Here is a 12962-nt window from a genome sequence, read left to right on the forward strand (position 1 = left end):
ATGAAAAATAAGATTTTATTGTTCTTTGTTATTCTTCTGATAGGCCATACTGTCTTTGGACAGGGCGTGAAGAAGAAACCTGCATCAACAAAAGAGACGGATAGAGCTTTTTGGCTTAAAGAAATGGATCATATGCTGCGTCCCGTTCTCCGCAGTCTGGCCCATGATAGCCTGCGGTTAACTATGCCACAAATGACTTCTATACACGTGGATAATAAGGAACAGCGCATCAAAGTACAATATGTTGAAGTCTTGGGAAGGGTATTGTCAGGCATAGCACCCTGGCTTTCCTTGGATGGCGGTTCGGCTGAAGAGATAAAGTTACGCGATCAATATAGAGCATGGACTGTTCAAGCACTTAAAAATGCTTTGGACAGCAATGCACGTGATTTTATGCGTTTTGATCTCGGTGGCCAACAGCTTGTTGATGCCTCGTTTATCGCTTTGGGATTTATGCGTAGTCCTTGGTTGTGGGATCATATCGACAATCAGACAAAAAAGAATTTGGTAGCATCTATAAAAATTACGCGCCAATTTCGACCGGCTTATTCAAATTGGTTACTCTTTTCAGCAATGAATGAAGTTTTTTTAGCGAAATATTCGGATGATTGGGATGTGATGCGCGTTGATTATGCGCTGCAGCAATTGGAACAGTGGTATGTTGGAGATGGAATGTATATGGATGGTCCGCATTATGCGTTTGATTACTATAATAGTTATGTTATCCATCCCTTCTTGGCCGGAATTATGGATTTCATACAGTTGAAAACTAAAAACTATGATGGGATGTTTGCAAAAATCAAGCTTCGAAATGAGCGCTATGCCATTATTCAGGAGCGGTTGATCAATGCCGACGGTAGTTTTCCCCCGATAGGAAGGTCTGTAATCTATCGCGCGGCAGCTTTCCATCATCTTGCAGATATGGCGTTCAAGAGACGGCTCCCCGGGGAACTTAGCGAAGGACAGGTGAAGGCTGCCCTGTCTGCGGTATTGAAAAAATCGACCGAAAACCCAAATACGTATGAAAATGGCTGGTTGACGCTGGGTATGTATGGTAATCAGCCGGGCTTGGGTGATCCATACAATAATCAGGGGAGTCCCTATTTATGTTCAGTAATTTTTTTGCCTTTGGGATTACCCGACGGAGATTCTTTTTGGACAAGTGAAGCAAGCGACTGGAGTGCACGGCGTATTTGGTCAGGACAGGACTGGCATAAAGATCAGGGTAAAGCCATTCAATAACCCCAAATTCCGGGAATAAGACTCCTTTCAAAAGGATCTGGTGACTCAAGAAGTGTATAAAAAATTCAATGAAGCAATATCTAAATCAACTAGTAAGAGTGGGGATGCTCACTTGCGCGTGTCTCTTGTTTATTTATAATGCACAAGGGCAGAAAATTAAGAATACGCTTGTCGGAAATGGCTGGGCAAAGAACACGATCAACACAACCGTATTTCGTAAAAATTCATTAACCAGCAATGGTAAATACCAATATATCGCTTATTATGATGAAGCTGGATATGTAGTTTTAGGCCAGCGATTACTTTCTGGCAAGGTATGGAAGTTGCGACGTACCGGCTATACCGGGCATGTGAAGGATGCTCATAATGTGATTAGTATTATGGTGGATAAGGCTGGATATCTCCACGTTTGCTGGGATCAGCATGATAGCAAATTGAGATACGCACGTACCCTTCACCCCAATAGTCTTGTGCTGGGTTATGAGCAAGCCATGCTAGGAAAAAATGAATCAAAGGTAACCTACCCCGAATTCTTAAAGTTACCCAGTGGCGAGTTATTGTTTTTATATCGTGACGGCGGATCCGGCCACGGTAATCTTGTGGTCAATAAGTACGATAGTAAGCAGCAAAAATGGGAGCGGATGCATAGCAATCTGATTGATGGCGAGGGACGCAGAAATGCCTATTGGCAAAGTTATGTGGATCGCCGGGGGACGATACATCTTTCTTGGGTCTGGCGGGAGAGTCCCAACGTGGAAAGCAATCATGATATGGCTTATGCATGTTCAAAAGATGGTGGATTAACCTGGCAAAAGAGTAATGGAATGCGGTACGATTTGCCCATGAAAGAATCTACGGTCGAGTATGCGGCCCATATACCCCAGCAGCACGAATTGATTAATCAAACCTCTATCGCTGCGGATGAAAAAGGGAATCCTTTTATCGCTAGTTACTGGCGTGATGCAGGAACACAGATCCCGCAATATAAGGTAATCTATTTACAAGAGGGTGAATGGAAGATCCGGTCTTTTGATTTTAGAAAAACACCTTTTAGTTTGAGTGGTGGTGGAACAAAGGATATTCCAATCGCCAGGCCCCAGGTGTTGGTTCGCGGAAAAGACAATAAAATAATGTTGACGCTGGTCTTTCGGGATCAAGAGCGCGGTTACCGACCTTCGATACTGCGGTTGAATGGCATGCATCAAGAGGCAAATGACATTATTGATCTTTATGAGCAGTCCGTAGGGGCTTGGGAACCTACATATGATACCCAGTTGTGGCAAAAGAAACGTAAAGTTGCTTTATTTGTGCAGTCTACAGTGCAAAAGGATGCTGAGGGACTCGCTGATGCTCCCGCGACAGCAATACGGGTAGTAGAATGGCGTGATTGAGAAAGAGATTGCTGTTTTTTTTTATATTAGAGAATACTATTAATACCCTAGCGCTAAAATATTAAAAAATCATAAAAAGTTAACCGCACGTTATGAAACATTCAACCGTATTTGTTTTGTTATTTCTAATCTTTACACATGTGTTTGGACAAAAAAGTAAAACAGTCCTATATGTAATCGGAAATATTCACGATAGTGTTCCAAATTATAATGCTCAAATTTTGGTTGGAATTCTTAACCATATTAAGCCTGATATTATTCTTCATGAAGTAGACCGTGAAGGGATGAAGGAATATGAAACTGCTCAGTATAGCCCAGAGGGAAATGAAATAAAAGCAAGCAATCTTTATTTGATGAAGAATCCACAAACCCTGAGATTTCCATTTGATTTTGAAGGAAGAAACAAATACCGTAAAGAAAAAGGCATGGTACCTACTGATAACTTAACCGTTAAATTGATCGACAGTTTGTACCGTGCTCAAAAATTGACCGGCGGGCAAGCCAATATTTACCAAGAATTTCAACGTATCACGGGAGATTTAATAAAAATTGCCACGTTATCTCCCGAAAATTTCAATAATCATACTACGGATAGCATTGCTGAAAAAAGACAATATTATCAATATCAAGAATTACTGAAAATTACAGATGCAAGGTCTGAGTTTTCAGAAAGGTTTGTCACAAAACCCGATGGAGACAAGATCAGTTATAAAGATGGATTCAGATTAATGTCAGACTTCTGGGATTTAAGAAATCAAACAATGGCATCCAAGATCTATGAGCTAGCTCGAATATATCCGGGTAAAAAGATTGTCGTCTTAACGGGTTTTCTACATCGCTATTATTTGATAAGAGAGCTCAATAAGCTCAATAAAAACGATTTTGTACGCAAGGAATTTTATCAATAACAATCTCAACTACGCGAACGTATAGTGGATACAAATTCTTACTCCACTTTTAAGCTGTCGACCGGATTAGCTTTTGCCGCGGCTATTGCTCTGGTACATAGGGTTAGAATAGCAATGACCAGTGCGATCATCCCTGCACCTACAAGTATCCACCAGCTGACCGAAATGCGATAAGCGAACTCTTGCAGCCACTGATTCATCAATAACCATCCGAGCGGCAGTGCAATCAACAGGGCTATACCGACCAGTTTAACCATATCAGAGCACAGTAGATAAACGAGGTTGCTGAGTGTTGCACCTAATGTTTTGCGTATACCGATTTCTTTTATCCGCAATTGGATAGCGAATGTAATTACACCAAATAAGCCTAAACAGGCAATAACGATAGACAACAAGGCGAAAATTAAGAGAATTTGACCCTGTTTTATTTCCGAATTGTATTGCTGTTCAAAGGTCTTATCTAAAAATGTGTATTCTAAAGGATAATCGGGGACATATTTACGGTAAACTTTGTTTATATGCGAAAGTGTATGATCTACATTTGTCGATTTCATGCGAATATAAATATTGTCCATTTCCATTTTATTAGCTGGAAGTTCTAGGATAAGAGGCTCTATTTTGTGCTGAAGCGAATAAATATGAAAGTCGCCGACGACCCCGATAACAGATTTCAGGATGGATTTTCCAGTTGTGTCTCTTCCAAATTCGATCCTTTTGCCTATCGCGTTTGTCCAGCCTTGTTTTTTTGCAAATGCTGCGTTTATAATGACAGAGGCGCTATCTGTTGGCATGGTACTGTCGAAATTTCTTCCCTTAACCAGTTGAATATGCATTGCCGGGATAAAATTAGGGTCGATTTTTAGGGTATTGGCGAGTGTAAAGTTGGGATCAATTTTTCCATTATTTTCAACATTGAAAGTCCCCACGCCAATGTCGTTTTTCCCAATTGGATTGCTGGCGAACGCTACTTCTGTAATATGGCTATCTTCAAGTAAGCTATTTCTGAGCTCGTCACCTTTATTGCGCGTGGATTCATTGTCCAGATGGAAAACCATGACCTGATTTTTGTCGAAACCCAGGTTTTTTGTAGTCATAAAATTCAATTGTAGAAAAATGACTATGGTGGATACAATAAGCAATACTGCGATTACAAATTGAAAAACCACAAGTGATTTTCTCAGTAGATGTTGGAAGCCATGTGTTCCGATCTGATTTTTTAGCGAAGGAATAGTCTTTAGTCCAGCAAGTACTAAAGCTGGATAAATACCGGTAGTGAATACTAGAAATACGATAAATGGAAGTACAAACAGTAAGGTTTTCCCTATTCCAAAATGCCATAAATCCAATTGCTTACCGATCATTTGGTTTAGCCATGGAAGAAAAGCTGACGCCAGCAATATGCTTAACAATGCTGCACAAAAGATGATTAAAGATGTTTCAACAAGAAACTGCTTTGTTAGATTTAAAGTGCTGGATCCGATTACTTTCCGGACGGCAATTTCTCTCATCCTTATTGAAGCCTGAGCCGTTGTGATATTAATATAATTTACGATCGCAATTAAGAGTACTAATGCACCGACAATGGAAAAGATGTAAACATATTTGATATTGCTATTATTGCCAAGCTCATAACTTAGATTAGAATGCAGATGGATATCTGTAATTGGTTGTAATTCGATTTTATAATCAAAATCGAGGTCCCGTCCATGAATATATTTTTTTACGATGTAAGGAAGTTTTTTTTGAAGTTGGGGCAAGTATGACTGATCTTTTAATAGTACGTAAGTATAAAGGTAAAGTTGATTCCAATCAGGATTAAAGTCTTTTGAAAAGGAACGGATAGCTCTGAAGCTGAAATGTGTATTTTGAGGTACATTTTGTATAACAGCCGTGACAAGGCTGGGTTCAGATTTATTGAAATAAAGCGTTTTATTGACTGCTGTTTCTACGGATCCAAACAATTGTACGGCTAAGTCTTCTGTCAGTACAATAGACTGGGGATTAGCCAATGCCGTTGCAGGATTGCCAGCAAGAAAATTATAGTCAAATAGATTGAAGAAATTCTTGTCTGCGAGGAAGATTTCGTTGACTTTTGTTTGTTGATTATCAATGGTAATTATACCACCGCCCTCAATATCGAATCGGGTAGCTTCCTTTACGCCGGGAAATTCATCTTTAATAACATTCGCAAGGGGACCTGCAGTTCCCGTTATATCAAAGGAACCACCATCCCATTTTCCGTGGGAAACAACGCGATATATACGGTCTGCCTGCGTAAAATAACGATCATAACTCAATTCATCATTCACAAATAAGAGGATAATCCAGCATGCGGCTAGGCCCAACGATAATCCTAGTATATTGATTAAGGAGAAGATTTTGTTTCTGAACAATTTCCGCCAACCGACTTTTAAATAATTATACATGATTTCCTAATTTTAATCTTAAAAATTCATTGCATTTCATGTCATTTTTATCTCATACAACATGCTTGTGATCAATTGGTTTTTAACGCATCAATAGTTTTGCCCAAACTTTAAGTTTTTGATATTCAGTGTTTTGTTTGTTTTTTTAGCCGTATTAAATTGTTCGATTGTGAACAATACTGTTCGCTTGCGAACGGAAAATGGAAAATTGGATTACTTCTAGAAGATATGCTGAAAACAACCCAAGGCTTGGATTATTGATTTAACAGAGAATGAAGGTGGTAGTTGTGCTCCGATGATCATTCCCTTTCATGCTCTCATAGATACCACACAGACATTTTGTTATTTTGATGGAACATTGGACAAAGACGGAAAGGAGGTTTTGGTAGATAAATTTCAGATTCCCCAAAATGGTTTATATATAGACAATGATGTGGAAGCAAAGTATTTTAAATTTGATACTGTTCAAGTCTTACCGCTTGTAAATAATAAGATACCAGTAATTGTTTTGATTTCGGGAATAACGGGAAGCTCAGGAGAGATTGCTGCATGTCATTTTTTAGGACAAAAGAATGTGACCGTCATCGGAACAAAGTCAGCTGGTTTAACATCAGGTAATGAACTTTATTATGTAGATAAAGGATATTCCATTAATTTAATGACTGCCTTGTTGCACAATAGAAAAGGAAAATCGTATGATGTTGGAGAACGAATAAATCCAGATATAAAGATTACGTATCCGGAGAATATTCAAAGCCGTAAAGAACAACATCAATATATATTAGAAAATAAATCAATATTTATCAATAAGGCACTTGAGTTTTTAACCTCTGGAGGTATTTAACTTCTATTAGAACATTTTTTCGGTTTTTCGCTATCAGCTTATTGTTTTAATCTTCAATACGCATTTGTTGGATCAATTTGAGAGCTTGTTCTTTCCAGTCTCCGATAAAGGGCTCAAGATCTGAATAACAGTTTTCATAAGTATAAGACCATTCTTTATTTTGGTCATCTGGTAAATAAATTGAGAGATAGCTTTGCTCATCGTTCTCAGTTTTAAATGCATAAACTAAATACTTTTTATTATTCTCGGTCAATTGTCCCAGATAATCAATTTGTTGCGACTGCATATCCCATTCGGATTCCATGTAATCGTTTACAACAATTTTTCCAATTTCAATTTGCTCCTTATACCTGGGGGCTATCAAATCTTCGCGTTTTTTCTCTTTAAGCCCCCTCATCAATACTCCTCTTTGCGATATATTAACATTGATGCTATCCATTAATTTTTGATTCAATGGCAGACCGAGAACCAAAAATTCAGTTGCGGTGGAGGCTCGCAGATAACCTATTTGTGTATTAGCGAGCAACTGATGTTGATATTTTAGTAGTGAATCTTTTTGATCATATAAACCCAGTATTTTCACATAATCGCTTATCCAATAAGGATCGAAACTATCCTCTGATTCCTGTTCGGAAGCAAATTTGGACAGGTCTTTGGCTAGATATTTCATTACATTCGGCAGATAAACCTTTACCATTTCACGGCTATTGCGCACAGTGCTGTCCTTAGCGATTTCTAAACAAATATTCAATAGTGTAGGTCTGTAATTATCGATCGCAAATAATGGAATGACCTGTTCTAAATTCTCAGCTACGTATTTATGGGAAGTGCGTAAAGGCTGTAGTAATTGCCATACTTGGTAATCAACATCGGGTCGATGATGATTTAATGCCTGGAGATACCATTCAAGCTGTGTTGAATCTATTTCATAGATGGTCGGGAAGATTGCGATTTTGATCAGGTCTGGTGTTGTCGGATCCTTAAGTATATTTTTTAAAAGAGGTATGCTCCGTTCATCATGATTCTTTACCAAACTATAGATCAGGTTTCTTCGAAGCCCACTGTTCTGCTCGTCATCGACCTGTTTTCGGACCAATGTTTTATAAATTAGTGCTAGGTCATTTTTATCAAATTTGTAACTGAGCTCTAATGTGTTTTTTGCGTTTTGGCTAACGAGAGAATCAGCGCTATAGATATCTTCAAAAAGAGTTGCTGCTTTTGAGCTATATACGTCAAAGTTCGCTGTAGTACCTGTATAACGGACGGATTTGATAATCCTGTTTATATCTATTTTTTCAACTGTTTCTTGTGTGCCGATAGCATCAAATCCATAGGATATATTGCCTCTGATCCAGATCGCTTTTTTATGATAGTTAGCTGTTAATGAATCGCTACTTGTGTAGATTGCAGCGGTTATATTGTCGGATCGTAGTGTGTCGTAATGGACCATTTTCTCAGATTTCTTTTTTGCAGTAGCCTGTATTTCGGCATATAAACTGTCGGTTTTTTCCAGCCGATAATATTTAGGCAGTTTAGTGATTTCCAAGAGAAAGGATGTGCTTGAATTGCTGTCGGCTGCGGCATAAATATGAGATTCGCTATCAAGTTGCTCAGCTACATCCTCATTTTTTATCTTTATCAACGATGTAGCAGGAAGTTTTAGCTTCATACTGTTTACGGTGAAATCTTTCCAGTCGGCTTCCTTAAAAGGAACCATACGGAAGGAATTAAAAAAAGCGCTATCCATTTCTTTATTATTCTTATCTAGGTTTTCCTGAAGTACCTGATAAATTCGGTTCCCGCGGACCCATGTTTCTGCGAATAGGTTTGATTTGTTCAATTGGGCTTTTATTGCCATGCCCGTTATATTCTCCTTCTCCCTTGGCTCAACAGAGGTAACGGTAAGCGCTGGATTTTTTTTAAGGCTGTTTTTGAGCGTTTTCAGCATCAAGGATCTGTCAGTCATGATATAGCCAATCGGATAATCGTGATACTGAACCATATAATTTATTTTTCGATCCCTATCCATTGAAAAATAATTATGTATGCCATATTGGAGCTGTTTATCTCCGAGCTGCTCTGAACCTGTCTGGTAAAGGTATTGAATTTGCGTCGGCATTTTTATTGCAAAAGCACCAATGTCATTGACAGATTCATCTATTTCAGCGGGGCGGTCGAGAGGAAGGATTGTGAAGCCATTGAAAAAGCGGTCCGACAAATACCTGTCTAATGGACTTTTGCTGGTAAAGGCCGATAAGCTATATAATGTATTGTTCTTTAGCCAGAATTCCCATTTAACCTCCATGCCATTATTTGCGGTGATCAACTGCATACCTTGGGCACCATCTTTTTCAAGAAATTGCTGAGATACAATAGGGAACTTGCTTTTGGCAGTTTTTCTTTCGTATTCTTGTTTTAAAATTTCTTTCGCAGTAAGTCCATTCAGATCACCAACAAATTGAGCCGACACCATCAGTTCTGTTTCTGTGCTCAGATCACCATAGATGATGTTTGTTGCACCCAATGTATTTATCCTGTAGATATAACTTTTTGGTAATTGGACAGTATATCCAAAGATAGAGTCCTTTTGGGGCATCCATTCCATCGTACTGAAGTCTATTTTATATTTAGAAGCCAGATCTGTTTTTTTTTGTCTTAACGGGGCGGAGCTTATAGCCTTCATTTTGTAAAAGGTGGATGAGTCCTAGGTCACCTGCAAGATGAGCGGCCCCCACGACCGCGCAGAGCGTACCTTTATCGAGCTGCAAAATTATATTTTTTAGCATCGTGTTATTCCTTCTTTGCATTTCTTCAAGATCAATATGGGGTGAAATCGCGTTCCAAACACCAGCCAGGTCTCCAGAGCTATACAGTTGCATCATATCCTCCAGATACTTATAGTATTTTGTACTATCACTTTTGTTCGCGAGATGAACCAATTCGTTACTACCATCAACATCCAGTTGATTTTCTATTGGCTCGAGGCCAACAATATATTTTCGTTGTGATTTGGCTAGGCCATAGAGATAAGCATCCAGTACGGCGGTAATATCGTCCGGTTTATCGTTGCTGGGATTCATAAGATATTTAACAATAAGCGGAGAAGCCATTTGCTGGGAATCCGGCATCACACCATACTCCTTTTGATAGCGTTTTACAAACTCTTTTTTTTGTACTTCGGTAAGCGCTATCTTTTTAAGTGTTGATTTTTTGCTGTATCGAAAATCCCATATCTGTTTATACAGCGTATCGGGGTGTACTTCCAAAGCCAGTGCATCTGTATTAGCAATAGCCACAAATATAGAATCATTGCTATTGATCAGACGCCGGTCTTTTAAATGTACAGAGCCTAACAGGTAAGAAGGTTTAGTTAGCCCCTTTCCGGTAATCTCCCATAAAAAGCTTGTGTATTTTGTTTCTTGAGCATTAGCGTTGCTTATAAACGAAGTGAGACAGGAAAAAATAAACACCCATAAAAGGAGTTGCGTGTATTTTGTGGCGCTGACAGATTTATACATTTGGTTGATAGATCAATATTATGGTTCTAAGAAATGAAGCTAAAGCTATTTACTTGATAGCATATCTTACTATGGCTGAAAATTGAATTGATCATATAAGATTCAAAATCAAAATAATCTATTAAAAATAAATAAATTTCAGTAGATGCGCAACAGAACCTCCTTTAAAATCTTTTGTTCACAATTGTTGAATCCTGGTTTTCAGTTTTAATTAAATGAGCGTAATTCAGGAAGTATACAGGAAGTATAATTCATCTTTTAGCCCGCATTTAATAGGGTGTACGCATGTGAACAATATCGCTATAAACTGTTCGCTTCCGTACAGCGACTTTTTCTGAAAAAGATATGGAATATGCTTTAAGAGGCTATAGAAGCCGTTATTGAACGCACAGGACAACTGGTATAGTATTTGGCACGAAGCTAATAAAATTGATCTTATGTTCTTTATGCATTTTGAAGTTCACCTTTTCATTTCAGTCATTCACCGAGTTTTACCCGTTGTTGATCTAAAGTCTGTGAGCAAGAAGCATCTAGAGCAGTAATTTTGAATCAACAAATAAGAACAAAAACCATCATGAGCATCGATGGAAATGCTCATGATAGCTTCATCACAATTGAAGAACAAATTATTTAGATGAAAAACTTACACGATAAAATAAAGATATTATGAAAACGCTAGTAAAAACAATCGCAGCAGCAGCCTTAATCGCAATTTCAACATGTGCTATGGCAGCTGAAGGTCCCGGATCAAAATCAGCAAAAACAAACGTTAACCTATCAACAGCAGACTTTGCTTTAGAGCACTATGTTGCTGTAATGACTGAAGGTGAATCGGCTGGTGTAGAACAATTGTTTGCTGAGGATTTTAATCAAAAGGTCCAAACGGCAAACCTGAAGTCAAATAGCCGTAGTGAAGTGGTTAAGTCCTTGAAAAAACAAAAAGGCGAAAAGCTTAACTGTACAGTGAGTACAGATGTACTTGAAGAATCAGCAGATTATATGGTGGCCAGGGTGACCTTGAAATTTGAGGATTTCAGCAAGACAGATCTAGTGACTTTTGTCCGTGAAGGAAATGACTGGAAAGTGTCCAAATCGATCAATTCGTATAAATAGGAGTCATTTTAATTCAATATATAAGTTGTAGGGCCACATCAGGAGATGTGGCTTTTTTTATTTTATTGCGGACAGTTCGTTTTTCTAACTCTAACTTACGAAACGTGGGCTAACATTCAGCATCGTTATACGTGAATTTGCTAATCATCATTTGCTTCTTTCGGGACAAATGCTCACTTATGGCAGGAACCAAGTTATCTTATAGATACGTATCCCTTTGCTGTTTCTTTGCTTTTTTACCAATGAAACACCAATGAAACACCAATGAAACACCGAAGAAACACCGAAGAAACACCAAAGAAATAGCAGACGAAGCCCAAGCCAATCCCAAAGAAGACCCGAACAAAGAGCAAAGAAACACTAAAGAAAGACCAAGTAAGAAGCAACGAATATGTGCATATGATTTGCCTTGAGAGCTCAGTATTCGTTGATAGATCAATACAAGCATTTGCACTGTATTGTTCGGTCTTTTTTGTTTGAACCGAAATCATCTATTAGTTTTTATAATCCACAGGTAAATCATACCCTCTTTGGTTCCTTAAAAGACTTAGCGGTGGTAATCCAATTTCTTTTCTTCGTGCATCTACCTCATCAATGTTCTCAATCGGCGTAACAATTCTTTTGTTTTGTTTACCCATTTCCCAATACGATCCATAAATCTGTTTTTGACGGATTATGGCTCGGTGTCTATCGATAACTAAGGCCATGTTAAAAGGTGGATACTTGAGGTCTAATACCGCTTTTTTCATTAGTGGCGTCAAAATTTCAATATTTTTGGCATCCTCAATCCCATTATTCAAAGTATGTAATAATAATATAAAGATAGCGTTTACGCCATCCATGCCAACAGTTTCAAGATTCGGGAAACCTGTTCTCGAAATAATTTCCTTGATTACCCTCATATTAGCCGTGTCACTAGCAAAAATAAGAGAATCGGCTTTTTTGTATTCAATAACTCCCAATAAGGAACGCAATGCCTGATCCTTTTCCAACATATTGAGTAAAGTTGTACGGTCCTCCAAATGAGCTATTTTGCTTAGATGTTTTTGACGAAGAGAATCGTAGGTTTTTCTCCAATTGGTATGCTGTTTTAAAAAACTATTCACATTACTGTCAACCTCTAGCATTCCTAAAGAAGCACCGTTTAAAATAGATTGCTTTAAATATTTTTCTGCTGTTTTATTGTCTTTTACTTTTAGTGATAATTTTACCAATTCTATATCAATAAACGGATCTATATCACTAATCTTGACCATTTTTCGATATAACAAATAAGCTTCAGGTGTCTTCTTTTCAAAAATTAAACTATCTGCGGTATTCTTTAAATAAAAATAGGAACTGCTTTTTTGAGCTTTCACATGACAGGAAATAAAAATTAAGAAGAAGATAAAAAATGGCTTAAGCATATGTTATATTTATATACCTAAATATAATATATTGTCATTAATAATAAGAATGTGTTTTTTATTCATCTGGTTGGAAAAGATAAAATGTATTGAAAAATAACGATCCTATTAAAA

10 protein-coding genes are annotated in these 12962 nt (G+C 37.9%); 5 read left to right on the forward strand and 5 right to left on the reverse strand.

The genetic code is table 11. The features are described from left to right. The 3 genes from BV902_RS07600 (at nucleotide 1) to BV902_RS07610 (ending at nucleotide 3541) form a co-directional block, all read left to right on the forward strand. On the forward strand, nucleotides 1–1242 hold the full coding sequence (locus BV902_RS07600; protein ID WP_075991418.1) for a DUF2264 domain-containing protein: 1242 nt from the start codon (nucleotides 1–3) through the stop codon (nucleotides 1240–1242). A gap of 68 nt (nucleotides 1243–1310) precedes the next feature. After that, entirely contained in the window at nucleotides 1311–2633 is a 1323-nt protein-coding gene (locus tag BV902_RS07605) for a BNR repeat-containing protein (RefSeq protein ID WP_075991419.1), read from the forward strand. Nucleotides 2634–2725: 92 nt separating this feature from the next. Further along, nucleotides 2726–3541, forward strand: a complete 816-nt coding sequence (locus BV902_RS07610) for a hypothetical protein (protein WP_075991420.1) — start codon at nucleotides 2726–2728, stop codon at nucleotides 3539–3541. 38 nt (nucleotides 3542–3579) lie between these two features. Here BV902_RS07610 and BV902_RS07615 read toward each other — a convergent pair whose 3' ends face one another. Next, nucleotides 3580–5967 carry an ABC transporter permease gene (locus tag BV902_RS07615; RefSeq protein ID WP_157625936.1) on the reverse strand — a complete coding sequence of 796 codons (2388 nt, stop codon included), beginning with the start codon at nucleotides 5965–5967 and terminating at the stop codon, nucleotides 3580–3582. Between the two features lie 253 nt (nucleotides 5968–6220). On the opposite strand from BV902_RS07615, the gene BV902_RS07620 reads away from it, so the two are divergent. Continuing rightward, a complete protein-coding gene (locus BV902_RS07620; RefSeq protein ID WP_083663509.1) occupies nucleotides 6221–6811 on the forward strand; it encodes a S41 family peptidase in 591 nt (196 codons plus the stop codon). Between the two features lie 46 nt (nucleotides 6812–6857). Here BV902_RS07620 and BV902_RS07625 read toward each other — a convergent pair whose 3' ends face one another. From BV902_RS07625 to BV902_RS28660, 3 genes are all read right to left on the reverse strand, one after another. Then, nucleotides 6858–9494: a hypothetical protein gene (locus BV902_RS07625; protein ID WP_075991423.1), complete on the reverse strand. Its 2637-nt coding sequence runs from the start codon at nucleotides 9492–9494 to the stop codon at nucleotides 6858–6860. Next, nucleotides 9439–10329 carry a TraB/GumN family protein gene (locus BV902_RS07630; RefSeq protein ID WP_075991424.1) on the reverse strand — a complete coding sequence of 297 codons (891 nt, stop codon included), beginning with the start codon at nucleotides 10327–10329 and terminating at the stop codon, nucleotides 9439–9441. Before BV902_RS07630 ends, BV902_RS07625 begins: the two co-directional genes overlap by 56 nt. Nucleotides 10330–10810: 481 nt before the next feature. Then, nucleotides 10811–10927 (reverse strand): zinc-finger domain-containing protein, encoded by a 117-nt coding sequence (locus BV902_RS28660; protein ID WP_153847003.1) that lies wholly within the window; start codon nucleotides 10925–10927, stop codon nucleotides 10811–10813. Nucleotides 10928–10995: 68 nt separating this feature from the next. Between BV902_RS28660 and BV902_RS07635 the strand changes: the two genes are divergently transcribed. After that, a complete protein-coding gene (locus BV902_RS07635; protein WP_075991425.1) occupies nucleotides 10996–11442 on the forward strand; it encodes a nuclear transport factor 2 family protein in 447 nt (148 codons plus the stop codon). A 494-nt stretch (nucleotides 11443–11936) separates the two neighbouring features. Here the strand turns inward: BV902_RS07635 and BV902_RS07640 are convergent, their stop codons facing one another. Further along, nucleotides 11937–12848 carry a DUF6624 domain-containing protein gene (locus tag BV902_RS07640; RefSeq protein ID WP_075991426.1) on the reverse strand — a complete coding sequence of 304 codons (912 nt, stop codon included), beginning with the start codon at nucleotides 12846–12848 and terminating at the stop codon, nucleotides 11937–11939. Nucleotides 12849–12962 lie beyond the last annotated feature (114 nt).

Source organism: Sphingobacterium sp. B29 (assembly GCF_001952815.1).
In the GTDB taxonomy this organism is placed as follows: Bacteria; Bacteroidota; Bacteroidia; order Sphingobacteriales; family Sphingobacteriaceae; genus Sphingobacterium; species Sphingobacterium siyangense.

What these genes read in the sequence shown, in the direction of transcription:
- BV902_RS07600 (WP_075991418.1), top strand. Translation starts at nt 1, where the DNA reads ATGAAAAATAAGATTTTATTGTTCTTTGTTATTCTTCTGATAGGCCAT.
- BV902_RS07605 (WP_075991419.1), top strand. Translation starts at nt 1,311, where the DNA reads ATGAAGCAATATCTAAATCAACTAGTAAGAGTGGGGATGCTCACTTGC.
- BV902_RS07610 (WP_075991420.1), top strand. Translation starts at nt 2,726, where the DNA reads ATGAAACATTCAACCGTATTTGTTTTGTTATTTCTAATCTTTACACAT.
- BV902_RS07615 (WP_157625936.1), bottom strand. Translation starts at nt 5,967, where the DNA reads ATGTATAATTATTTAAAAGTCGGTTGGCGGAAATTGTTCAGAAACAAA.
- BV902_RS07625 (WP_075991423.1), bottom strand. Translation starts at nt 9,494, where the DNA reads ATGAAGGCTATAAGCTCCGCCCCGTTAAGACAAAAAAAAACAGATCTG.
- BV902_RS07630 (WP_075991424.1), bottom strand. Translation starts at nt 10,329, where the DNA reads ATGTATAAATCTGTCAGCGCCACAAAATACACGCAACTCCTTTTATGG.
- BV902_RS28660 (WP_153847003.1), bottom strand. Translation starts at nt 10,927, where the DNA reads ATGAGCATTTCCATCGATGCTCATGATGGTTTTTGTTCTTATTTGTTG.
- BV902_RS07635 (WP_075991425.1), top strand. Translation starts at nt 10,996, where the DNA reads ATGAAAACGCTAGTAAAAACAATCGCAGCAGCAGCCTTAATCGCAATT.
- BV902_RS07640 (WP_075991426.1), bottom strand. Translation starts at nt 12,848, where the DNA reads ATGCTTAAGCCATTTTTTATCTTCTTCTTAATTTTTATTTCCTGTCAT.